Source organism: Motilibacter deserti, from assembly GCF_011250635.1.
GTDB lineage: Bacteria > Actinomycetota > Actinomycetes > Motilibacterales > Motilibacteraceae > Motilibacter_A > Motilibacter_A deserti.
On record NZ_JAANNP010000002.1, the window covers coordinates 305731 to 329121 of the forward strand.

At 71.1% G+C, this 23391-nt stretch carries 17 protein-coding genes; 11 read left to right on the forward strand and 6 right to left on the reverse strand.

All coding sequences use genetic code 11. From position 1 onward, the window contains the following. Window position 1: 1 nt before the first annotated feature. Window positions 2-1093 carry a nucleotidyltransferase family protein gene (locus G9H71_RS06465; protein WP_166279799.1) on the reverse strand — a complete coding sequence of 364 codons (1092 nt, stop codon included), beginning with the start codon at window positions 1091-1093 and terminating at the stop codon, window positions 2-4. Window positions 1094-1370: 277 nt separating this feature from the next. Continuing rightward, entirely contained in the window at window positions 1371-2864 is a 1494-nt protein-coding gene (locus G9H71_RS06470) for a glycosyl hydrolase family 28-related protein (protein WP_166279802.1), read from the reverse strand. Between the two features lie 337 nt (window positions 2865-3201). On the opposite strand from G9H71_RS06470, the gene G9H71_RS06475 reads away from it, so the two are divergent. From G9H71_RS06475 to G9H71_RS06485, 3 genes are all read left to right on the forward strand, one after another. Further along, complete coding sequence (locus G9H71_RS06475) at window positions 3202-4245, forward strand: hypothetical protein (RefSeq protein ID WP_166279805.1); 1044 nt, start codon at window positions 3202-3204, stop codon at window positions 4243-4245. 58 nt (window positions 4246-4303) lie between these two features. After that, window positions 4304-5512 (forward strand): glycosyltransferase family 4 protein, encoded by a 1209-nt coding sequence (locus G9H71_RS06480; RefSeq protein ID WP_166279808.1) that lies wholly within the window; start codon window positions 4304-4306, stop codon window positions 5510-5512. 120 nt (window positions 5513-5632) lie between these two features. Further along, complete coding sequence (locus G9H71_RS06485; RefSeq protein ID WP_166279811.1) at window positions 5633-6358, forward strand: glycosyltransferase; 726 nt, start codon at window positions 5633-5635, stop codon at window positions 6356-6358. A gap of 16 nt (window positions 6359-6374) precedes the next feature. On the opposite strand, the gene G9H71_RS06490 is transcribed toward G9H71_RS06485, so the two are convergent. Continuing rightward, entirely contained in the window at window positions 6375-7988 is a 1614-nt protein-coding gene (locus G9H71_RS06490) for an oligosaccharide flippase family protein (RefSeq protein WP_166279814.1), read from the reverse strand. 154 nt (window positions 7989-8142) lie between these two features. On the opposite strand from G9H71_RS06490, the gene G9H71_RS06495 reads away from it, so the two are divergent. The 5 genes from G9H71_RS06495 (at window position 8143) to G9H71_RS06515 (ending at window position 16511) form a co-directional block, all read left to right on the forward strand. Further along, a complete protein-coding gene (locus G9H71_RS06495; RefSeq protein ID WP_166279817.1) occupies window positions 8143-9195 on the forward strand; it encodes a glycosyltransferase family 4 protein in 1053 nt (350 codons plus the stop codon). Between the two features lie 223 nt (window positions 9196-9418). After that, the gene (locus G9H71_RS06500) at window positions 9419-10945 is read left to right on the forward strand and encodes a sugar transferase (protein ID WP_166279820.1); all 1527 of its coding nucleotides are present in this window, start codon (window positions 9419-9421) and stop codon (window positions 10943-10945) included. Between the two features lie 343 nt (window positions 10946-11288). Further along, window positions 11289-13265: a glycosyltransferase family 2 protein gene (locus G9H71_RS06505; RefSeq protein ID WP_166279823.1), complete on the forward strand. Its 1977-nt coding sequence runs from the start codon at window positions 11289-11291 to the stop codon at window positions 13263-13265. Window positions 13266-13267: 2 nt separating this feature from the next. Further along, entirely contained in the window at window positions 13268-14776 is a 1509-nt protein-coding gene (locus G9H71_RS06510; RefSeq protein ID WP_231134365.1) for a glycosyltransferase family 2 protein, read from the forward strand. Beyond that, on the forward strand, window positions 14769-16511 hold the full coding sequence (locus tag G9H71_RS06515; protein WP_166279826.1) for a glycosyltransferase family 39 protein: 1743 nt from the start codon (window positions 14769-14771) through the stop codon (window positions 16509-16511). The genes G9H71_RS06510 and G9H71_RS06515 overlap by 8 nt, the downstream gene beginning before the upstream one ends. Before the next feature lie 9 nt (window positions 16512-16520). Here the strand turns inward: G9H71_RS06515 and G9H71_RS06520 are convergent, their stop codons facing one another. Beyond that, complete coding sequence (locus G9H71_RS06520; protein ID WP_166279829.1) at window positions 16521-17858, reverse strand: glycoside hydrolase 5 family protein; 1338 nt, start codon at window positions 17856-17858, stop codon at window positions 16521-16523. Between the two features lie 460 nt (window positions 17859-18318). Between G9H71_RS06520 and G9H71_RS06525 the strand changes: the two genes are divergently transcribed. Next, a complete protein-coding gene (locus G9H71_RS06525; protein ID WP_166279832.1) occupies window positions 18319-18882 on the forward strand; it encodes a serine acetyltransferase in 564 nt (187 codons plus the stop codon). Window positions 18883-18953: 71 nt separating this feature from the next. Here the strand turns inward: G9H71_RS06525 and G9H71_RS23495 are convergent, their stop codons facing one another. Together G9H71_RS23495 and G9H71_RS06535 are read right to left on the reverse strand one after the other, a co-directional pair. Next, on the reverse strand, window positions 18954-19133 hold the full coding sequence (locus G9H71_RS23495) for a DapH/DapD/GlmU-related protein (protein WP_331272794.1): 180 nt from the start codon (window positions 19131-19133) through the stop codon (window positions 18954-18956). A 444-nt stretch (window positions 19134-19577) separates the two neighbouring features. Continuing rightward, on the reverse strand, window positions 19578-20870 hold the full coding sequence (locus G9H71_RS06535) for an SGNH/GDSL hydrolase family protein (protein ID WP_166279840.1): 1293 nt from the start codon (window positions 20868-20870) through the stop codon (window positions 19578-19580). 721 nt (window positions 20871-21591) lie between these two features. Between G9H71_RS06535 and G9H71_RS06540 the strand changes: the two genes are divergently transcribed. Then, a complete protein-coding gene (locus G9H71_RS06540) occupies window positions 21592-22509 on the forward strand; it encodes a WecB/TagA/CpsF family glycosyltransferase (RefSeq protein ID WP_166279843.1) in 918 nt (305 codons plus the stop codon). A gap of 38 nt (window positions 22510-22547) precedes the next feature. Further along, complete coding sequence (locus G9H71_RS06545) at window positions 22548-23375, forward strand: glycosyltransferase family 2 protein (protein WP_196791742.1); 828 nt, start codon at window positions 22548-22550, stop codon at window positions 23373-23375. Window positions 23376-23391: the final 16 nt, after the last annotated feature.

The window sequence follows — 23391 nt, forward strand, 5'->3', positions numbered from 1 at the left end:
CTCAGCTGACCGAACGGGACTTCAGGTCTCGACGGACGCGGAAGGCGCGCCGGACCCACATCCGGGCGTACGACGCGTCCGTGTCGGAGGTCGCGGCGAGGAAGGGCCGGGACGGGACCGCCGCGCCGGCGAGGCACAGCGCCGCGGCCGGCAACGGCAGCCGCAGCACCTGGTACGCGCGGGCGCCCAGGCGCGACGGCACCGGCGAGAGCAGCGTCGCGAGCCGCGCCGCGTGCGGGATCTCCTGGGGCCGCGCGGACGACGACAGCGCGTCCAGCAGCGGGTGTGGCCGCACGGGCTCCGGCAGGGCGAGCAGGACGTTGCGCAGCCACCCGTCCAGCCGGGCCTCGCGAGCCCGGTCGACGACGGTCGCAGGGTCGGCGGCGCGGGCCAGCTGGGCGATGTCCCGCCAGATGAGCAGGTTCGCACCGGCGAGGTTGCGGTCACTGACGAGGTGCAGTGCCGCGACGAGCAGGTTGTCCTCGGCGCCGAGGGCCGGGAGCACCTCCCCGTGGGACTCCACGGACCGGCTGCGCGCCATCAGCTTGTCCGGGGCCAGCCCGTCGGACCAGATCCACGGCGGCACCCGGTGGTGCAGGTCGACGTGCGTCCCGCCTTGCTTGTGCAGGTTGACGCCTTCGCGGCACCTGCGGTCGAAGAAGGACCACGGCTGCTCGCTGTTGGCGGTGGGGACGAAGCCGGCGGCGTGCAGGTGCGTCAGCGCTCGCGTGTAGGCGTCCGCGGGTAGCAGCAGGTCGAGGTCGCTGTAGGGGCGCAGCTGCGGTGCCGGGTAGTGCGCGGCGATGCTCGGGCCCTTGGAGACGACGCAGTCGATGCCCACGCGCTGCAGCTCGCGGACGACGTGCGCCCCGTTGCGGCTCGCGAGGGTCGAGAAGGTCGACCACCCGAAGGCGCTCATCTCCAGCGCCTGGCGTACCTCAGGGGCGGTCGGGACACCGTGGGCGTCGAGGTAGCGCAGGAGCAGCGGGGACAGGCGTTGGGCGCCCAGCAACTCCGAGCGCGAGATCGGTGCAGCCGGCGGCGCGAGCTCGTGCAGCCCGTGCCAGAGCGCGGCTTCGGCCCAAGGGTCCATGGCAGGGAGCAACCCCCGGAGCCGTCGTCCGGCAGGGCCCTGCCACAGCCGGTTGAGCACAGCGAACTCCTCCCATCTGCCGGCCTCGCATCGCGGCCGCCAGACGGTCTTCACGATCGGTCTGGTGAGATCGGTCGGCATGACCGGCTGGCTCAGCCTAGGCCGAAGGGCACCCTTTCGCTCCCGAACGCCCCGCATGATCGTCCCACGACGCCGGACGGCCCGGCGGCCCGCGATGCGCGAGCCGCCGGGCCGTCCGCTTGTGCCGTGGTGTGCGTCACCAGGCCTGTCGGTGAGCGGCGAGGGAGGAGCCGTTCCACACGATGCCGTCCAGCGCGTAGTTGGCGCTCGGCAGGTTGACCCACACGGGCAGCCCGCCGCCGGTGATGGAGATGTTGCTGAAGCGCACCCGCCGCGGGGCGGGGTCGTAGTCCGAGTACGCGCCCACCTGGCGCGACGCGTCGGCGCGGGTGTCCTTGATCGCGATGTCGGAGATGGTGACGTCCTCGATCTGGTCCGGCTGGCCGGAGTGCACGAGGACCGCGCCCTGGTCGACCACGGGGTTGACGTTGGACTTGACGAGCGTGCCGCCGGTGAACGTCACGCGCTTCGGGGCGAAGGTGTTCCAGGAGGAGACGCCCTCGGCCGCCACATAGATCGCCGCCGCGTTGGAGCGCTCGGCGTAGACGTCGGTGTAGGTGATGTCCTCGCCGCCGACGACCGCGAACGCGCGGCCCCACGTGTTGCCGTAGAAGCGCGGGGAGACGACGGAGATGTTGCGGCAGGGCGCGCCGTCGTTGCGGTAGCTCACGACGGCCACACCGTCGTCGCCGGTGTTGCGCACGGTCGGCCGCACGACGGTGCCGTCACTGCTGGCCCCGGTCACGTGGATGCCGTCGGACAGCGTGTTCTGCACGACCGCGTCCTCGATGCGGAACTTCCGCGAGCCGACGACGTAGATGCCGGCGGACGCGGACCCGTTCACGGTCACCTTGCGCAGGACCGTGCCGGTGTTGCTCCAGACGGTGAGGCCCATCTGGTCGATCTCGGCCTTGCGCTCGCGGGCGTTCTTCGTGACGAAGCTCAGGCCTTCGACCGTGACGTTGTCCGCCTCGATCACGACGTCGGACTTCATCGGGTCGGGGGCGAGCAGCGTCGCCGAGCCGGACAGCGTCACGCCCGGCTTCAGGATCTTGATGATGTCGCGGTGGACGAACGTGCGCCCGGCCGGGAAGCGCAGGACGTCGCCGGGGGAGAGCGCGTCGAGCGCGCGCCGGATGGCGGAGGTGTCGTCCGTCACGCCGTCGCCCTTGGCGCCGTACGCCGTGACGTCCTTGACGTTGGTGGCGATGGCGGGGGCTGCTTCCGGCGCAATGGTCCCGGGGGTCACGGTGATGCCGAGCCGGTACGTGGCCGAGCAGCCGTCGCCGGTCACCTGCACCGGGAACGGGCTGGTCGCGGCGGCCCCCGAGATCTGGGCGCCATTGCCGCCGGTGACGGCGGCACCGGTGCCGATCTTCACCTTGACGGTGGGGCAGTTGCCACTGAGGAAGAGGCTGACGGCCACCTTGCCGGCCGGCAGGGCGACGCTGGAGGTGACGCTGGGGCTCGACGGCGACACTGCGCCGAAGGCCATGGTGCTCACGGACACCGCTGCCGTCCGGACTGACTTCTGCAGGGTGGCGGACGCGCGACGGTCGGCGGCGTCGGCGGGGGCGGCTGTCAGCACGAGGGCAGCCGCCGTCAGGGGGAGGACGGTACGGATGGACATGGCAATGTGTTCGTCTCGGCAGAATGCCAACTTTAGGGTTGGCGGCGGACATGGCAGGGCGCCGTCACTGCACTTCCCGCTGAATAGGCCAGAAGGGTGAACAGGCTTGCCCGAGCCTCCCCCGAGGCAACGCACGGCAGCATCGATGACGCGCCAGCCGGAACCGGGTCTGGTGCGCCCGATCGGGCGCGCAGGCAGTCTGCCACAGTGGTGATCGCGTTTCGGTGGTCTTCGGAAGATTCGCGTGGCCTATCGCGGCGGCGCGCGGACTGTTAACGCGAGATGACGTCCCGGCGGTGGCGTGACCGCGTCGGCCGGCATGGGCGAGGATGGCCGCGTGCGGATGCCGTCTCGTGGGGAGCCACTCGAAGGAAGCGTCGTCAGCCGGGTCTCCGGCGCGGTGGAGCACCGGGTGCTCCGGGCGCTGCCGCACGGCAGATCGGCTGCAGGGACGGGGCTTCCGTCGTCGCTCGGGGTGGTGCTCGTCGGGTGGGACGAGGAACGCACCGCGCGCTGCGTACGCATCCTGGACCGCTGGCTGGGCACCGCAGCCCGCGGCAGGCCGGTGGCGGCGGTGCTCGTGGACAACAGCGGTGCACTGTCGGAGCGGACGCGCGTCGCGTTCCCCGGGCCGTCGCTTCGGGGCAGCAACGACAACGGCGAGTTCTCCGGGTTCGACGAGGGAATTGCCTTTTTGCGGCAGTGCGGCAATGTCGCGGACGCGTGGCTGCTGCTCAATGACAGATTTGCCAGCTACGACGATTCCTACTTCCAACGTTTCGCCGCCGGGGCGGTCGACCTCGCCGTCCGGCATTCGTTGGCGGTCGGTCGGCTGGAGCCCTTCCCGCGCCCGGTGCGGCTCGCGGGCCAGCTGCGCGACTGGTACATCCGGACCACATTCGTGCTCCTTCCCGACGTCCTGCTGCAGGCCGTGGGCGGAAGCGTCAGCCTCGTCTCGGCCACCGAATGGGAAGGCATGGTCGGCTCGGCGCTGCCCGGCCCCGGGCAGCGCCCGCACATCACCGGCGTCGACCCCGAGTGGACCGCGCAGGTGTTCGACTACCTGACCGACCTCAGCACCGACCCGGCCCACCGCTGGTACCGCGCGGCTGCGCCGACCGCGGCCAACTGGCCGGAGCTGCGGGCCAAGATGCGCAGCATCTACCTCGAGCACCTGCTGTCCGCGCGGCTGTCCGCGGCCGGGGCGGACCTGACCGAGCTCCTGCTCGCCTCGTTCGCCGCGTCGGCCGGGCCGGGCCGGGTGCAGGACGAGATACTGGCGATGCGCTCGTCGGCGCCGTCGGCTGCCGCCGTTCGCCGGAGCGGGAGCGTCAGGTTGCGTACGCTCGCCCGAGTGCTCGGGGCCGGGCTGCGCCGCTGAGCCCGACGGCGCGCAACGACTGTCGGCGTCGGGATCCGGATGCGAGGAAAGAGGCTCAGTGCTGACAGGCAAGCCTGCGAGTGAGCGGCCGCTCCGCATCCTGGTGACGCTTCCCGACGTCGCCTGGCCGCTGGACGGCGGCAAGCGGCTGCGGTGCGCCGGCGTCCTGCGCGCCCTCTCGCGTCTAGGGGAGGTGGACGTCGCCCTGCTGTTCTCCAGCTCGTCGGCGCAGGCCCCGCCGGTCCCGCCCGACGTCGTCGTCCGCCGCTGGCTGCGGGCGAGCCCGCCCACGCTGCCGCGGCCGCGCGCGGTGCTGGCGTCCGTCTCCCGGCGGGTGCCGGTGCACGTGGGCGCACAGCGCTGGGACGTGGTCGGGCAGCAGCTCTCGCCGTGGCTGACCGAGGAGTACGACCTCGCGTGGTACGGCGGGCTCGACCACGCGTGGGCGCTCAAGGGGCACGTCCGCGCCCGTCGCCACGTCGTCGACTGCGACGACGTCGAGACCGAGAAGTGGAAGGCCTACCTCGCCGCCCGCGGCGGCAGCGGGTCGTCGATCGAGCGGTTGCAGCGGCGCATCGAGCTGCCGTGGTGGCAGCGGATCCAGGACGACGTGCTGCGGTGGTCGGACGCGGTCATCGTGTGCAGCTCGCTGGACCGGGCCCGGCTCGGGAACGACCGCAAGGTCCACGTCGTCCCCAACACCTACCCGCGGCCCACGGCCGTCCGCAGGGCGCCGTCCGGGCCGCCGCGAATGACGATGATCGCGAACTACCAGACCGACCAGAACGTCGACGCCGCCGAGTACGCCGTGCGTGAGGTGCTGCCGGAGCTGCGCCGGCGGATGCCGGACGCGCGGCTGCGGCTTGTCGGGCGGGACGCGCAGACCATCGAGCACCTGCGCGGTGCGCCGGGGCTCGACCTCGTCGGACCGGTCGACGACGTCGCCACCGAGCTCGCGCGGGCGACGGTGGCCGTGGTGCCGATGCGCTTCGGGGGAGGCACCCGGCTGAAGATCCTCGAGGCCTTCGCCCACCGCGTCCCCGTGGTGTCCACCAGCCTGGGCTGCGAGGGGCTCGGCGCGCGTGACGGTGAGCATCTGCTCATCCGCGACGACGCCGCCACGTTCGCAGTCGCCTGCCACGACCTCTGCACGGATGAGCAGCGGGCGGCCGGGCTGGTGGCCCGGGGCGAGCAGTTGTACGAAGCCGGCTTCACCCCCGACGCAGCCGTCGCGGCGGTGCGCGAAGCCGTGGCCCCGCTGCTGTGAGCGGGCGGAGCGGCTGCGGGCCCACCGGCGGGACCTGTGCCGTTAACGTTCGCTACATCCGGCGTCGGTAGCGTCCGCCCGGATGTGCCGCCCGACGCCGGCCGGATCAGGAGGAGATCGATGACGTTCGTCTACGGCGTCTGCGCCGGACCGAGCGACAAGTTGGAGCGGCTGGCCCTGCCGGGCATCCGGCGGGCCGCCCCCGACGGCGCCGTCCTCGTCCGTCGGGGACAGCGCTCGATCCACGTCGCCTACAACTCGATCCTGGACGAGGCCGCCCGCGTGCCCGGCCTGGAGGGGCTCGTCCTCCTGCACGACGACACGGTCATCGAGGACGAGGAGCTCGAGCGCAAGCTGCGCGCCGCCCTGTCCGTCCCCGGCGTGGCGGTGGTCGGGGTCATCGGCGGCCGGAACCACCCGGAGATGAACTGGTGGGAGGGGGAGCGGTTCGGCTACGTCCGTGACAACCAGCACGGCGTGCTCGACCACGGGCGCGGCCTGCACGACGTCGACACCGTTGACGGCCTGCTGCTCGTGCTGTCTGCCGAGGCGGTGCACTCGCTCCGGTTCGACGAGCAGCGCTACCTCGGCTTCCACGGCTACGACGCAGACATCTGCGCGCAGGCGCGCGCACGCGGCTGGCGGGTCGTCGTCACGGACCTCGACGTCTTCCACAGCAACAACGTCGCCTCGCCGTTCGGGGACGGGCTGAACCTGGAGATCAGCTCGATCACCTACCGGCTGAAGTGGCGCCGGCCGGGCGTGCTCCAGCAGCTACGCGCGCGGGCGTGGCGGCGGATGCTGCGCGCCCAGCGGTGGCGACGCGCCCGGGCCGCCTCGGTCTAGCGCCGCGGCTACGCGGCTACGCGGCCGCGCGCCCCCGGCTGCGCACCATCGCGAGCGCGGTCCGCGGGCCCACGGCGAGCAGGGCGTACACGACGAACGCCGGGGCGGCAGCGACCCCGCAGACGACCAGCCCGAGCGGCCCTGTCGGCGTCACCGGGCGGACTGCAAGCTCCAGGGCGAGGCCGGTGAGCGCGGCGGCGAGCGCGGGCAGGACCGGGATGTCGCGCAGGAAGCTGCGCACGGGGTGGTCGAGATTGCGGCGGACGATGCGCAACAGGTAGAGGCTGCTGAGGGCCTGTCCGACCGCGGTCGCCGTGACGACGCCGACGACACCGGCCGGCACGACCAGCGCGAGCGTCAGCAGGACGTTCAGCGTGACGGAGATGACCGCATAGCGCACCTCCAGCTCCGGCCGGCCGATGATGCCGAGCCACAGCGTGGTGACGCCGGTCCAGAGGTTCACCCCGTGCCCGGCGACGACGATCGTCGCGACGACGGCGGAGGTCTGGTAGCCCTCGCCGAGCCAGGCGCTGACGCCGAAGTAGACCGCGACCAGGGCGACGACGCTCCAGCCCGTGGAGCCGATGACCCACAGCCGCTGCAGCCGCCGGAAGTCCTCGTGCGACTCGACCTCGCCCTTCTCCCCGTACGCCTGGCCGAGCAGCGTCGCGATGGGCACCAGCGCGTTGACGGGCACGTAGCGCAGCTGGTTGCCGAAGTTCGCGCCGGCGCTGAGCAGGCCTACGTGCCGCACCGAGAGGAAGGCCGCGGTGATGAGCGCGTCGGCCTGGGTGTTGATGATGCCGATCAGGCCGACGACCTGGACACGTGAGGCGTACTTCAGGTAGTCCCAGAGCTCGGACCGGGGGAGCAGGGCGACGCCGCTGCGGCTGAGGCTGCGCATCGCGCCCGGGACGAGCAGCAGGGTGCTGAGCGCGTTCTGGGCGACCAGCCCGCAGACCAGGCCGCGCAGCCCGAAGCCGGCGGTGATGGTGACGACGGCTCCGCAGGCGTACGCGACGTACCCCGCGACGTTGGCGAGGCTCGGCGTCGCGAACCGGCCGTGGGAGGTGAGGACCGCCGAGAACAGCTGGCGCAGGAGGCCGAACACCACGACGAGCGACATCATCCGCGCGACGAACGCGCCCTCGTCGTGCAGCTCGGCGGGCACGTCGAGCAGCTCCAGGAGCTGCGGCCCGAGGAGCAGCAGCGCGAGGAAGAGGACGCTGCCGACGGACACGAGCAGCACGAACAGGCTCGTGAACAGCCGCGTCGTGGCGTCGCTGTCGTCACGGCCGGCGTAGATGGAGAAGTAGCGCTGCGCAGACGGCGCGATGCCGCCGTCGAAGGACGCGAGCAGCATCGTGACCGACAGCAGGAGCGCCCACAGCCCGAAGCGCTCGACGCCGAGGTCGTGGATGACGTACGGCGTGAGCACGATGTTGACCACGACGGGCAGCAGCTGCCCGAGCGCGTTCCACGACCCGCCTCGCGCGACGATGCCCAGCAGTGGTCGCCGCGGCGGCGCCAGCGCCGGCTCCACCGTCTCGGCGGCCGCGGTGTCCTCCGCTGTCGCCGTGCCGTCCCGCGTGGCCGGGTCGTCGGGGAGCGCGTTCCGGGAGGCCGACACGTTGCTCCTGATCTCGGATGGCGCTGGGCTGACGAGCCCAGCTTAGGTACGCCGCACACCGGCGGAGAACCGATCGTGATCTGCGTCATTGCCACCGGCGGCGAAGCGGTGGAAGATGCACCCGCCTCGACGGACGTCGGCAAGGAGGATCAGGGTGCGGCGGCTGTCGGTCCTCGAGCGCAACAACTGGGAGGAATGGCGCTCCAGGCACGCCACGGGCGACACGAACAGCTCGCTGCCCTACGGCATCGACGCGCTGTCCCACCAGGGCTGGGAGCTCCAGCATTCTCCGTGGAGCCACGGCCTGGTGGCGCGCGGACTACGGAAGGCCACTTCGTTGGCCGGTTCCCGCTCCAGCGTGCAGCTGCTGCACCCCGTGTCGACGGCGCTCGCCTACCGTGACGCGGACGCCGCGCTGGCGATCTTCGAGGACATGGCTTGGCCGTGGGCCTCTCCACTGGGCAGGCGGCTGCCGCCGCTGGTCGTCATGACGTGCTGGCTGGGCCAGCGCCTGCTGCTCGACGACCGGTCGGCGACGGAGCGCTGGCGGAGGCTGGCGGGCAACGCAGCCGGCCTCACGGTGTTCTCGGAGAACCAGGTGCCGTTGATCCGGCAGCGGCTCGGCCTGTCGACGTCGCGCATCGCCGTCCTGCGCTACGGCATCGACACGGACTTCTTCGTGCCGGCGAGCGCGCCCCGTCAGGACTACGTGGCCGCCGTCGGGGGCGACGTCGGCCGCGACTGGGAGACGTTCCTCACCGCGGCCGCGGACACACCGGAAGTGCGCTACCTGTTGCTCACCTGGCCCGACCGGCTCGGCAGCCTTCCGGTCCCGCCGAACGTCGAGGTCCGCACCGCGGTCGGCGCGGACTATCGGCGGGTCCTGCGCGAGGCCGCGCTGGTGGTGGTCCCGACGTACCCGTTGGCCTATCCCACCGGCCAGAGCGTGCTGCTCGAGGCGATGTCGTCGGGAGCCGCGGTCGTCGCGACGGACACGCCTGCGCTGCGCGGCTATCTCGACCCGGCGGCGGCCCTGCCGGTGCCGCCCGTCGACGCGGCTGAGCTGGCGGCGGCCGTGCGCGAGCTGCTGCACGACCCCGCCCGGCGGGAGGAGATGGGCGCGGCGGGCCGACGGCTGGCCGTCGAGCGCTACGGCACGGAGCAGATGTGGGCCGACGTGGCGGCCCATCTGCGCGCAGTGCTGTAGGCGTTGTCCGGCCACCGTTGTGACTAACCGTGCCCGGCCGGCTGCGTAAAGCAATTTCGAGACCGCGTTATTGTCGCTCCTGACGAGGATCGTGGTCCGTCGCCAGGTGTTCACCTTCGCGCCGTCTCAATTAACACGACTGGGCCCGAATCGACACACTCGGCTGCCTAGTGTTCGTGACGCTCCTCGCAAGACGCCAGTACGCCGGTCAGACAGGGGTTGCATGTCCATCAGCGAGGCACGGGAGAGCGCGTCGATCCCCAGGGCTCGGACGTTGCCACCGGCCCTGGGCGAGGCGCCGGACCAGCCGCCGAGCCTGTCCGGGGTCACGAGCCCGGGGGCGTGGCTCGGCCGCTACGGCCGCCGCCTGGTGCTCACGGACCTGGCCGTGGTCGTCCTGGCCGTGGCGTCCGCCCACGCCTACCGCTTCGGCCTCGACGACGGGCCGGTGACGGGCGGTTCCGCACTTGGCTATGTGGAGCTGTCGGTCCTGATCGGCGTCGCCTGGCTCGGGTCGCTGACCCTGCACGACACCCGCGACCTCAAGGTGGTCGGCACCGGGGCGGACGAGTACAAGCGCGTCCTCAACGCCTCCTGGCGGCTGTTCGGCCTCGTCGCGATCGGCGCGTTCCTCTTCCGGCTCGACATCGCGCGCACGTACGTCGCGGTGGCCTTCCCGATCGGGACGCTGCTGCTCCTGCTCTCCCGCTACGGCTGGCGGCACTGGCTCTACGCCCGCCGCCGCGCGGGTGGCTACACCTCGCGGGTGCTCGTGGTGGGCGGTGCTGGCACCTCCGCCGACCTCACCAGCGCGCTGGCCCGCCACCCGCTCGCCGGCTACCGCGTCGTCGGCGCCTGCGTGCCCGGGCTGGCGGCGGGGGAGCAGCTGCCCGGCACGGACGTGCCCGTCGTGGGGCCCCCGGAGCGGGCCGCTGCGCTCGCCGCGGCCGTACGCGCCGACGCCGTCGCGGTGACCACGTCGGAGGCCTTCGGTACGCAGGAGCTGCGCCGCTTGGCCTGGGCCCTGGAGGGGTCGGGCATCTCGCTCGCGGTCGCGCCAGGTCTGACGGACGTCGCCGGCCCTCGGGTGCACACCCGGCCGGTCGCCGGGCTGCCGCTGCTGCACGTGGAGGAGCCGCAGTACGAAGGCGCCGCGCGCGTCGGCAAGCGGGTGTTCGACATGGTCGTGGCGGCGGCGGCCCTGATCGTCCTCTCCCCGGTCATCGCGGTCATCGCCGTGCTCGTGCGCCTCACCTCGCCCGGCCCGGTGCTCTTCCGCCAGGAGCGGGTGGGCGTGCGCGGCGAGCCCTTCGTGATGCTGAAGTTCCGCTCCATGCACGTCGACGCGGAGCAGCGGCTGGACGCGCTGCTCGCCAAGAGCGACAGCAACAACGTGCTCTTCAAGCTCAAGAACGACCCGCGCGTCACCTCGGTCGGCAAGCACCTGCGCCGCTACTCCCTCGACGAGCTGCCGCAGCTGGTCAACGTGCTGTGCGGCGACATGAGCCTCGTCGGCCCTCGGCCGCCGATCCAGCGCGAGGTGGACCTCTACCACGACCACGTGCATCGCCGGCTGCTCGTCAAGCCCGGCATCACGGGACTGTGGCAGGTCAGCGGGCGCTCGGACCTGTCGTGGGAGGACGCGGTCCGGCTCGACCTCTACTACGTCGAGAACTGGTCGATGACGGCCGACCTGCAGATCCTGTGGCGCACGGTGCGGACCGTCCTCGGCGCCAAGGGCGCCTACTGACGCTGGCCGTCGGCCCACTGACTCCGTTGTGCTCCTTGGGGTGTACGTCGGTCTTCACCAGCAATGTCGGCCTCGGCCCGCACGTGGATGACCAGCGGGTCCCATGTTGGTCACGCAGCGTAGGTGGTCGGTGCGCTCGTTGGTACGTCTGCGTTACGTAATCGTTGATCCGCTAGTGGCTGCGGCCGCGATTGATTACGTTGGGCACACGCCCGCCGATGCGGAGCGTCTCGCCAGCAGCGTCGCAGGGGCGAGCAGCTGAGGCCGTTCCGGCCCGGCTCGACCCGAGATCCGACGTGGGCGGAGCGTGCCACGGCACGCCCGCCCGAGCAGGGGGTAGCACGTGACCGGCGCCGCGCTCGAGGGCTGCACCTGCGGCCGGGAGGCCGCCGAGCCCGGTGTGTCGCCGGCGGGGGACGGTGGCCGGGTCCTCGACCTGGCCGGCCTCGAGCGCTTGCGCGACTGCGGCCGTCACGACGGCGTGGCCTCGCTGGCCCCGGTGCCGCAGGTCTCCGTCGTGGTCCCGACGCGCAACGAGGGCGCCAACGTGGTGCCGCTGCTGGACCGACTGTCCGCGGTGCTGGCCGGGCTTGGCGTCGAGGTCGTCTTCGTCGACGACAGCGACGACGAGACGCCCGCTCGCATCCTGGAGCAGGGCCGACGGGACGACCTGGACGTGCGCCTGGTGCACCGTCCGGAGGGGGAGCGGCGCGGTGGGCTGAGCGGCGCCGTCGTCGCCGGCCTGCGTACGGCCCGGGCCGAGTGGGCGGTCGTGATGGACGGCGACCTGCAGCACCCGCCGGAGGTGCTTCCGCTGCTGCTGCAGGCGGCTGACGGCACCGACGTGGTCGTGGCGAGCCGCTACTCCGGCGACGGCAGCGCCGACGGGCTGGCGGGAGCGGGCCGCGCGCTGGTCTCGGGCATGTCGACGCGCGTCGCGTCGGGGATGTTCCCGCGACGCCTGCAGCCGGTGAGCGACCCGATGAGCGGCTTCTTCGCCGTCCGCCGCGCCGCCGTGGACCTGGACCGGTTGCGCCCGCGCGGCTACAAGATCCTGCTGGAGCTGGTACTCCGCACTCCTGGGCTGCGCATCAGCGAAGTCCCCTTCACCTTCGAGGCGCGGCAGGCGGGCGAGAGCAAGGCCTCGGTCCGCGAGGGGCTGCGCTTCCTGTGGCAGCTCGTGCTCCTGCGCCTCGCCGCCGTCACGGTGCTCGCGGGCGGCCTCAAGCAGGTGGGCGGCTTCCTGGCCGTCGGGCTCAGCGGGATCGTGGTCAACACGCTCGCGCTGACCGCGCTCACGGTGGCCGTGCCCGACCTGCGCTACCAGGTGGCGAGCGCGATCGCGACGCAGGTGGCGATCGTGTGGAACTTCGTGCTCGTCGACCGGTTCGTGTTCACCGGGTCCGAGCGCCGCTCCGCGCAGCGGTTCGGCCGCTTCTGGGCGCTCAACACCGTCCTGATCCCGCTCCAGGTGCTCGTCCTCACGCTGCTCGTCGACGGCGCGGGCCTGCACTACGGCCCGGCGAACGTGCTGATGCTCGGCATCGTCTTCGTGCTCCGCTACGTCGTGAGCGCGCGCTGGGTCTTCCCCGCCGCGACCGCCGCTCCGGGCCGCGCCCCGGCCCCCGCGCACCTGGCGCCGTCGCGGGCCGGGCAGCTCTGGGCGCGTCCGCTCGTCCGCGCGATGGTGCTCGTCGCCGCGACGGTGGGCGCCTTCGCCCAGGCCGCGCTGGCCCTGCCGTCGGGGTCGCTCGGCTGGGTCGTCGCGGCCGCTTGGGTGCCCCTCGCGGCGGTCCTCGTGTGCCACGGCGTGCGGCGGGCGGCGGAGATCGAGGACCTGCAGCTCGACCTCATCGTCACGGCCGTGTTCCTCGGGTCGGCGGTGCTCATGGGGTGGCACTGGGGGGCTGCGACCGCAGGCGCCGGCGCGCTCTGCGCGCTCCCGGTCTTCAGCGCGGGGATGGTCACGCTGCTCTTCGGCGTTCGGGCGCTGTGGCGCGCGTGGCTCCCGCTGCTCGTCGGTGGGCTCGTCGCCTCACCCCTCGGGCAGGCGGTCTGGGAGGCGGCCGGCCCGCGGCACACCCCGGCAGAGGTCGCGGTTGCCGCCCTGCTGGCCGGCGGGCTGTCGGCGCTGCCACTGCTCTCGGCGGCGGCCCGGTCGCATCGCGGCGGGCACCCGCTGACGGCTCTCGGCAAGGGCCGGCTCTGGCCTACGGTCGCGACGGCCGCTGCGTTCGGCATCGCCACTGCGACCGTCATCGCGGTCGCCCCGGACCAGCCCGCGGCGCCGGCCGCTGCGACGGTGGAGGTGCCCCGGTGAGCATGCTCCCGCCGTCCCGGCCTCCCGCCTCGTCGAAGGAGCCTGCGCTGAGCGTCTCGATCCCAGGCCAGCGCCGGGCCGGGCTGCCGTCCCCGGGCATCACCGCGTTCGGCCTCACGGAGGACGAGTCAGCGGTGCGGACGCTGTCGCGCGGCCAGCGGTGGGCGCTGGTCGGCCTCACGGTCGTTCTCGTCACCGCGCTCGCCCTGCGTCCGATGGGTGCAGCGCGCACGTTGGTCGCCGTTGCGACGCTGGCTTATCTTGCGGCCGTGGCCTACCGCCTGCTGTGCGTACGCCACGGGACGTCCTCCGCCGGTGCCGTCCAGGTCTCGGACGCGGAGGCGCTCGCCCTCGCCGACGACGAGCTCCCGGCCTACACGGTCCTGGTGCCGGCCTACCGCGAGCCGGAGGTCATCGGCCAGCTGGTGGGCAACCTCGGCCGCATCGACTACCCCGAGCACAAGCTCGAGGTCCTGCTCCTGCTCGAGGAGGACGACGACGTCACGCGCGCCGCAGTCGCCGAGGTCGCGCTTCCCGCGCAGGTACGCGTCCTCCTCGTGCCCGACGGCGGCGTACGCACGAAGCCGAATGCGTGCAACTGGGGTCTGCTGCAGGCCGGCGGCGAGCTGGTGACGATCTATGACGCCGAGGACCAGCCCGACCCGCTCCAGCTGCGGCGCGCGGCGGTCGCCTTCAGGCGGCTGCCGGCCGACGTGGTCTGCGTGCAGGCCCGGCTGAGCTACTTCAACAGCGGGCAGAACCTCATCACCCGCTGGTTCGCGCTCGAGTACGTCACGTGGTTCGAGCACCTGCTGCCCGGGCTCGTCGCGCTGAAGGCGCCGATCCCGCTGGGCGGCACCTCCAACCACCTGCGGGCCGCGGCGCTCAAGGGGCTCGGCGGGTGGGACCCGTACAACGTCACCGAGGATGCCGACCTCGGGCTCCGCATCGCGCGGGCCGGGCTGAAGACAGAGGTCCTGGCGTCGGTGACGCTGGAGGAGGCCAACTCCGACTTCGTCAACTGGGTCAAGCAGCGCAGCCGTTGGTACAAGGGCTATCTGCAGACCTGGATCGTGCACAACCGGCACCCGCTGCGGTTGATCCGCACGGTCGGCCTGAAGGGCTACCTCGGGTTCACCCTTTTCGTTGCCGGAACTCCTCTTCTGGCGGCGCTCAACCCGGTGTTCTGGTACCTCGCGATCGTCTGGTTCGTCGCGGAGCCGGCCGCGGTGGGCGCGCTCTTCCCGGGCTTCGTCTACTACCCGGCGATGGTGTGCTTCGTCGCAGGCAACTTCGCGATGATCTACGCCGGGCTCGTGTCCGCCCGGGCGGCCAAGCGGCACGACCTGCTGCTCGCCGCGCTGACCTTCCCGGCGTACTGGGTGATGATGTCGCTCGCCGCGGTCAAGGCCGTGGTCCAGCTGGTGCTGCAGCCGTCCTACTGGGAGAAGACCACGCACGGGCTCAGCGGCGTGGAGGCCGCGTCGACCGGAAAGGCCGCGCATGTCTGAGACGCTGACCCGCTCCGCCGAGGACGGGCCTGCCGTCCTGCGGCGCGACACCCTCGAGGTCCGGCGCTCTCCTGCTCCGGGCGCCGAGCCCTCCCCGTCTGCCGAGCCGCGCTCGGGCCGCCCGTCCCGCCGCGAGCCGCTGGCGCTCTGGACGGCCTTCTTCGCCGCCTACGCCGGGCTCGGCGCCGTGCTGGTGCTGCACTTCGACAGCATCGTGCTCGACGCGATGAGCCGCGTCGCCAACGGCAGCCTCGTGGTGTCCAGCGCGGACCCGCACCTTGCGGCGGTGGGCTTCGTGTGGAACCCCCTGCCGTCGCTGGCGGCGATCCCGCTGCTGCTCTGCAAGGGGGTCTTCCCCGAGCTCGCGACCAAGGCCTTCGCCGGCAACCTGCTGTCCGCCGCGTGCATGGCGGCGTGCGTGGCCGTGCTCGCCGGACTGCTGCGCGACGCGGGCCTGCGGCGCGGCTCTCGGCTGGCGCTGGCCGTCGCGTTCGGCCTCACGCCGATGATCGCCTACTACGGCGCCAACGGCATGAGCGAGGCCTACCTCCTGCTCGCGCAGCTCGTGGCCCTGCGAGCGTTGCTCCGTTGGTCGCGGACGCGGCACTGGCCGGCGCTGGTCACGGTCGGCTTCGCGCTCGGGGTCGGCTACCTCGCCCGCTACGAGGCGGCGGTCTCGGCCGCCGCAGCATCCGCTCTCGTGGCGGTGACCGTGTTCCTGACCGCTGAGGGCAGTGCGTCGGCGCGCCGCCGGGCCGCGCTGACGGACACGCTGCTCGTCGCGGCGCCCGTCGGCTTCGTGGTGGCCCTCTGGGCCGGGCTGAGCTGGCTGATCGTGGGGGAGCCGTTCGCCCAGTTCAGCTCCGCGTACGGCAACTCCAGCCAGGTGGCCCAGCAGGGCGCGGACGCCGAGGCGGCGTTCTCGCTCGACCGGGTCGCGACGAGCACGGTCCAGCTGCTCGCGCTCCAGCCGCTGCTCGCGCTCCTGGTCGTGGTCTCGCTGGTCATCGGCGTACGCCGCCGGCAGCTGGCGCTGCTCGCCCCATCGGTGCTGCTCGTGCCGGTGCTCGGCTTCGAGCTACTCGCCTACCTGACGGCGACGACCTTCGGCTGGCTGCGCTTCTACATCGCGACGATCCCGCTCGCGTTCGTGCTGGCCGGCCTGCTGCTCGCCCAGGTGCGCCGACAGCCGCGCTCGGCAGAGCACAGGCAGGGGTACGCGCGCCCGGCCCGCCTCGCGGTCGCGGGCCTCGTCGTGGCGGCGGTGGTGGCGCCGTTCGGCACACAGGCCATGGCGGTTGAGAGCGATGAGGTCGCGGCCGAGGAGGCTCCGCAGTTCGACCTGGTGTTCCACCCGGAGACGGCGGCGGCGGAGCGGATGGAGCGGCGCTTCGAGAACGAGCGGGAGATCGCCGCGTACCTGGACGCCCAGCAGCTGCCGGACCAGTCGGTCCTCGTCGATAACGCCACCGGCTACGCCATCGTGCTCGCGTCGAAGCGGCCGCACCAGTTCATGGTGACCACGGACCGGCAGTTCCCGGAGGCGCTGCGGACGCTCGGCGCGAACGACGTGCAGTTCGTCCTGGCCGTGCCGAACGAGCAGCTGGGTCGGTCCAACGCGGTCAACGTGGCGTATCCCTCGTTCTTCGCGGACGGCGCGGGCATCGGGACGCTCGCGCGGGAGTGGGCGGCCAACAGCGACCAGCCGGCGTGGCGGTTGTACGCGGTGAAGTAGCCGGCGTGGTCAGACGACCGCGTCGCGCACCGCCGCGAACGTCAGCGGGGTCGACGGGTTGACGTCGAAGGTGCGCCCGCTGCCGGTGCCGAGGTTCCAGATGCCGAAGCCGGCCGCCTGCTGAGCGTGGAAGGCCGACAGCAGCTTCTGGAAGTACGCTGCGCGTGTCGCGTCGGCGGCCGAGTTGTCCTGGCCGAACTCCTCTGCGAGCCAGGGCTTGCCGAGCGAGCGGCAGTAGTTCGCGACCGCGGGAACGGTCTTCTCCAGGTCGTTGGCGGAGTAGACGTGCAGCGAGCAGGCGGCGTTGTGCGGAAGGGCCATGATCGTCCGCCAGTCGATGCCCGAGTCCCAGTCGAGCTGAAGGAAGCCGCCGGTGCTGGCGAGCGTGGCCGGCGCCGCGTCGTGCCACTGGGCCAGGCTGCGCGCGAAGAACCCGGTGAGCTGGGCCGTTGTCGGCACGGTCGGGGCCGGGGAGCCCTTCGGCGGCTCGGCCTCGCCGGCGAGGGCGAGCATCGCGATGGTCGGGTCGTCGGCGTACTTGACCTTGGTGACCGTGTTGACGCGCGTGGCGACCTTGGCCAGCAGCGGTCCCCAGTCCTTGGTGTAGGGGTTGATGCCCTGCTTCGCGAGCAGGTTGCGGTAGGTCGACAGGTCCAGCAGCACACGCAGGCTCGCCTGCTGCGCGGCAGCGACGATCTTGTCGACGCGCATCCACCAGCGCTCGTCGGCCACCGCGGCGTCGGCCGACGTGCCCTCGAGGAAGTCGGTGACGCGAATCGTGTTGAGTCCGGCGGCGACGGCGAGGCTCGTGGCCTCGGACGGGCGGTCGAGCATCCCGTAGATCGAGCCCGCGCGCATGCCCCAGCGCTTGCCGTCGACGCAGAAGCCGGTGGCGCAGGTGGTGATGCGCCCCGGGGCGGGGGTGGGCGCCGGCGTGCCGGTCGGCGGGGGAGCGGGCGTCGTGGTGTGCGACCGCACGCTGAACGTCGTGCTGACGTCCTCGCGGACCTTGCCGTTGCGGGAGAGCTTCGCCTGCAGGGTCACGGTGGTCCCGGCGTACGCGGTGAGGTCCACGACGGCGGAGCCGGTGGACCCGCCGTCGCTGCCCGTCGCAGGCGCGGAGGCCACGACCCGACCGGACACCAGGTAGGACAGCTGCTCGACGTTGCGGTCGGCCACGACGTCGACCCGGACCGCGGCGGCCGGCTGGACGGAGCCATGCAGGTCACGACCGCCGACCGTGACGTCGACGTCCGCGGCAGCCGCCGGGGAGGCGGTCAACGCCGTCGCGAGCAGGCCCGCCGCAGTGAACGAGGCGGCGAGAAGGCTGGTGCGGTACCTCTGCATGCCGAGACTCCTGTCGTCGCGATCCGGCCCCCCGTGGGTGTCGGCGCGTTGACGGTGCGCCTTGAGGCTGCCGGACACTCAGCAGGCTCAGCGGCTCAAGATGGCATACGAGACTTGCAGACGAGGCCAACTCGACCAATAGACGTGGGACCGGGCGACTGCTTCGACATCGGGGCGAGTCGAGGTCGGGGCTTCGGGCTGCAGCCGAAGACAGGATGGGGCTCGCGCGAGGCTCGGCCAGGTGAACGACGGCATTGGCGGTCGGATACGGACCTTCGCGTCTTAGACTCTTCGTCGGTCAACTCGCCGTACGGCTCGCACGGCGCGGCCGATGACCAGCGCCTCATGGCCGGCCCCGGGCGATTCCAGCGCGCGGGGATCGCGCTCTGCGGCCGAAGAACCGCCACCGCGCTGCAGGCGTCAGGCGGGGTTCATCCGAGGAACTCTGAGAGGGAGCCGTATGGCCAGGCCCGGGGACGGATCGGTCGACACGGAGGCGGGGAACCCCCAGCTTCGCGACGCCCGCTACTGCTGGCAGAAGGACCGAGAGCGGTACGGCGCGAAGCCATTCTTCCGAGAGCAGTCCATCTGGGCGGTCGCTGTGTTCCGCTGGGGGCAGTGGGGCGATCAACATCCTCGCAAGCTCGTGCGCCTCACCTGTGATCGCGTCTACTGGCCCGTGTATCGCCTGGTGGAAACGCTGACTGGTATCACCCTGGACAAGACCACGGAGGTCGGTGCCGGCCTGCGGATCTACCACTTCGGGGGGATTGTCGTCCACCCCAAGGCGCGGCTGGGTCAACACGTGACCTTGCGACAGGGAACGACGATCGGGGAGCGAAAGACTGGGGCCGGAGCTCCCCGCATCGGCGACTCGGTGGAGATTGGGGCACACGCTCTGGTACTGGGAGACATCTCCGTAGGCGATGGAGCGCGGGTGGGCGCCGGGGCGCTAGTCATTCGCGACGTTGCGCCGGGAGGGGTCGCGCTCGGCATCGAGAGCCGCATCCTGCCGGGCTCGTGAAGTGAGTTCTGCGGCGCCGGCCGGGCAAGTGGCATCCGCGTTGTCCCGACCGGCGACTCGTCAGCGGTGCCTCAGCGGTTCTTGACGACGACCGCCGGGTTTCCAGCGACCACGGTCCGGGGCGGTACGTCCTTCGTGACGACTGATCCCGCGCCCACGATGCTTCCAGTGGAGATCGTGCGCCCAGGCAGGATGACGACGTTGGCGCCGATCCAGACGTCGTCCTCGATGACGACGGGTCGATCGTCCACGAACCCCTGCTGATTCATGGGAACGCCGGCATCGGACGTGGCGTGATTTGACGCCAGGATGACGCAGCGCGGGCCCATCATCACGTCCGCCCCGATCCGCACCGGACCGATCACGAGCGCATCCAACCCGATCGCCGACCTGTCCCCGAGTGACACACCGCGGCCCGAGCCGAACCAGGCCCCGTGCTCGACGTTGACGTCGGAGCCGCACGAGTCGAGCATTCGGACCGAAGCCCAAGCCCTGATCCGCTTTGCGAGTTGCCCGCCTGGCCGCGGAGACCAGGGGAGATGGCGACCAAAGCCGTAGAACACGGCGTAGCCGACTACTCGACGTAGAGATGGCACGTGTGCAGACCTTCCGAGACTTACTTGCGCGAGGCAGACCTGGACCCGAAGCCACCCTGTTGAGTCTGAGCTCAGGTCGAGACGGGCAAGTGCGCAGGGCTAGCTGCTGGGCAACGTCATGCGAAGCTCACCTCTACCAAGACGCAGAGTACCTTGGCCGCGGAACTCGACCCCGAAGACCAGCGCCGTCGTGCCTTCGGGAACGACCAACGGCGGAGTGGCGAGGACGCCGGACGACGGGACGCTCGCAGCCGAGGGAGCCTCTGGGCCGACATGGTTCAGCCCGTAGACGGCTCGATCCACCCCCAGGCAGTACACCCGGAGTCGGAACTGGTTGGCGCCACTTGCTGGCAACGCCGCCCAGTCGTTGTCCCGCTCGAACTCCCAGCGCGCGTAGAGCGAGTCCCCTGCCGAGAAGCCGGAGGTGATGACGCGGTAGAGGCTGATTCCGCTCGTGTCTCCGGCAGCGACCTTGATCTGCTGCCATTCGCCGGGTAGGTCGTCCTGCCTCGCGACCTTCGAGGCCGCGGCGGCGGTGACTCCGTTTGACGCGTTCTTCAGCGTCCACCCGGTAGCCAGGCCACTGCGGTTGCCCGTCATGGCGCTGTTGGGCAGCAGGTTCGTCGCGTCACCGCCGGTGCCCAAGATGTCGCCCGGGGGGATGACGCCCTCGAGCAGAGTTGCGAGGCGCCTGCCCATCGCTGCCGCGCCGGTCGCGGTCGGATGAAGGCCGTCGGCCCGGATCGATCCGGAGAGAGCGTCCCCAGTGCCGGGATCCGTGATCGGGACGTCCCAAGAACATGGGAGTACCCCGAGCTCGTGAGCCTGGCTACGGATCCACTCGTTGACCCGCTGTGCTTGCATGCGCTGGCTCGGTGACCAGCTCGACTGCGGGATGATGGTGGTCGCGACGACACGAGCACCGGCCTCCTGGGCCTGTGTCCAGATGGCGATCTTGTTGGCGATGATGTCCTCGGCGCTCACTCCGCCCGTGAGGTCGTTCGTGCCACCTTCTTCTACGAGCCAGCCGGCTCCGGTGGCCAGGGCCTCTGCCGCCTTCGAGGCGATGTAGTCGGTGCGCTGGCCGGAGTAGCCGAAGACACCGACGAGGCGTGCTCGCTGACGCAAGCGGATCGCGGCCCAGGTCCAGAAGCCCTCGTCCTGATAGGCCGTGAAAACGTTGGGATGAATGTACAGATTCTTGTCGGTGATCGAGTCGCCGAGTAGCACGACGCTGGTCGGGTAACGGCTGATGGAGCTAGCGCCGACGGCCGCGGAGGAGAAGCCGGCGCTCGGTTCCGCAGAAGCGGGAGTGGCGGAAAGCGGCCAGCTGCCTCCCATGCCCGTGGCTGCCAGACCGAGAACGCGCCGTCTGGTGAGGATGGTTTCCATCAAGTTCCCCCTAGGTGCGCTGGCCGGCCCGGAGTCGCCGCCTCGTCGAAGTCAATGCTGTAACTCGATCGGGAACCGTAACAGCAAGAGTGTTGGCCGTGGGGCGTTCTACTGATCGGGGGGCCACGAGTGTGGGTGATCCGCGTCCAGGTGTGACGTCGCGACGATTGCTGGTGATGGAAAGTACGGGAAGATCGGCTGTGTGTGGCTCGTCTACTGCCTGCGCATCCACCCCTCTTGAGGTCAGTGCCGTCGTTCGCGGCACATGAGTGGAAGCGTCCCCGGTAGCACTGATGTGCACCTGGATTCGAACATCGACCTGACATGACCAGACGGCCAGCCCGGTACGAGGATTACCAAACCGCAACTTGTGGGGCTTGTTCGTCTCCTGCCCGGCCACCCCGCGGGCGAGCTCGGGTCCGGGTGCGCCTGTGAAAGGTATGATCGTGAGGCCAAGTGGACGGTGTCTACTGGCCCGGTGTGCATGGGGGTGTAGCTAGAAGTGACTAGGCCATCCCCCTCGCGGGTACTTCCTGCGTAAACTTTTGACGGGACGAGCGATCCACGGGGGGTGCTCGGCTTAGACTGTTGCCAGACGAACCAGAGCAAGAAACACGTGGTGCTATCGGTTGCAACGGAGCGACTGTGTGCATGTCGCTCTTGGACCGATAGCGGGGGAGTACGTCTCATGACGCGGGTGCCAGTTCGGACGCTCTTTGGTGTGCGACTGCACGATCTGGATCTCGCGACGGCGCTGATTGCCATCGAGCGCCTCGTCAGTTCCGGTCGTGGCGGGAACGTGTTCACGTGCAATGTCGATCACATGATGATGCTGCGTGAAGACGCGGCGTTCCGGTACGCATATGAGCGGGCGGCCCTGGTGACCGCCGACGGCGCGCCGATCGTGGCTCTGGGGCGACTGACCAAGCAGCCCTTGCGCGAGCGGGTCACGGGCGCCGACCTCGTCCCGCTGCTTCCGGCCGTCGCTGAAAAGCGCGGACTGTTGATCGCTCTCGTCGGCGGTGCGGAAGGTGTCGCGGACGAGGCTGCCGAGGTGTTCCTGGCCAAGCACCCGCGGCTGCTACCTCCGGTCTGTATCTCGCCGGCCATGGGCTTCGAGATCGGCGGGCCAGAAGACGCAGCCGTCGTGCGCACACTTCAGGAGCACAAGCCGGACATCATCGTCGTATGCTTCGGCGCCCCGAAGCAGGAGCTGTGGATGGATCGCCACGCGGAGGCGCTTCGCCCGGCTGTCCTCCTCGGAGCTGGGGCCTCGCTCGACTTCATCGTGAGCCGGCAACGCCGTGCACCCCGCCTGCTGCAGAGGCTGGGCCTTGAGTGGGTATGGCGCCTCAGCACGGACTTTCCCCGCCTATGGCGGCGCTACCTCGTGCGTGACGCCCGTTTCCTACCCCTGGCGGTCAAGGAAGTGGTGCACGTCGCGTTCTCGAGGTCTCGTGCCTCCGACTCGGGCTCGCTGGACCTTGACCTGCGAGAGACCGGCGACGTGGATCACGTCATCGACCTTGACGCCCGAGTCGACTCGCGGCTTCCCCGACCGCGACTCCGGAACCAGTCGGTAGCGGCCCCACTAGCGACATCGGGCCGTGCCGATCGAGAGCGGGCATCGGCGCAGTGACCTCCCAGACTCGCCCTGTCGCAGGCGACGTCACCGTAGTGATCGCGCTGTACAACCGACGGAGTACGGTGGAGCGGGCGATCGTCAGCGCTCGCAGTCAAACAGTCGCGCCGGCGCGGATCATTGTCGTCGACGACGGCTCGACCGACGGATCGGCCGAGCTTGCCGAAGAGCTCGGGGTGGTCGTAGTCCGGCAACAGAATGCGGGCCCGGGTGCAGCGCGCAACAGGGCGCTGCAGGACGTCCGCACCGGCTGGACCGCGTTTCTCGACAGCGACGACATCTGGCTGCCCGACCACTTGGCCACACTGCTGGCCGGTGCCGGGGAGTCCGACCTCGTCGGGAGCAACGCTCGAGGCGTGCCCACCGGACGGCTCGTCGGGCATCCGCACCGAGGCCCGAAGCAGTTGACGTCTGCCGACATGCTCTTTCCGGAGAGCCCGCTGTGCACCAGTGCGATCATGGTACGAACCGAGCTGGCGCGGAAGGTGGGCGGGTTCGGGCTCATGCGTCTGGGGGAAGACCGAGACTTCTGGTGCCGCCTGTTGCAGCACGGTACAGGCGTCGCGCTTCCGGAGATCACGATCCTCTACGCGGAGCACTCGGCGCAGGTCAGCAGCGATGCGGAGGAGATGCGGTACGCGCGCCGGCAGTTGATCGCGTCCTGGGCGACTCAGCCGTGGATGACGCCTGACTTGGCTGCACGCATCGATGCGGTCACGAGCTGGGACGAGACGAGGAGCGCGCTGCGGTCGCGGAAGTGGCGGTCGGCTGCTATCTCGGGGCGTGCGGTGCTGTCCAAGCGGGGCGGGATCCCCGCCGTCGTCACGGCCGTGCGGTACCGGGCTGCGCTTAGGGATCTCTGATGTCGCACTATTCTGC

Bases quoted from the DNA above. Each gene is read 5' to 3' on its own strand.
- G9H71_RS06510 (WP_231134365.1), top strand. From the start codon at position 13,268: ATGCTCCCGCCGTCCCGGCCTCCCGCCTCGTCGAAGGAGCCTGCGCTG.
- G9H71_RS06485 (WP_166279811.1), top strand. From the start codon at position 5,633: ATGACGTTCGTCTACGGCGTCTGCGCCGGACCGAGCGACAAGTTGGAG.
- G9H71_RS06515 (WP_166279826.1), top strand. From the start codon at position 14,769: ATGTCTGAGACGCTGACCCGCTCCGCCGAGGACGGGCCTGCCGTCCTG.
- G9H71_RS06470 (WP_166279802.1), bottom strand. From the start codon at position 2,864: ATGTCCATCCGTACCGTCCTCCCCCTGACGGCGGCTGCCCTCGTGCTG.
- G9H71_RS06535 (WP_166279840.1), bottom strand. From the start codon at position 20,870: ATGGAAACCATCCTCACCAGACGGCGCGTTCTCGGTCTGGCAGCCACG.
- G9H71_RS06525 (WP_166279832.1), top strand. From the start codon at position 18,319: ATGGCCAGGCCCGGGGACGGATCGGTCGACACGGAGGCGGGGAACCCC.
- G9H71_RS06500 (WP_166279820.1), top strand. From the start codon at position 9,419: ATGTCCATCAGCGAGGCACGGGAGAGCGCGTCGATCCCCAGGGCTCGG.
- G9H71_RS06465 (WP_166279799.1), bottom strand. From the start codon at position 1,093: ATGGACCCTTGGGCCGAAGCCGCGCTCTGGCACGGGCTGCACGAGCTC.
- G9H71_RS06520 (WP_166279829.1), bottom strand. From the start codon at position 17,858: ATGCAGAGGTACCGCACCAGCCTTCTCGCCGCCTCGTTCACTGCGGCG.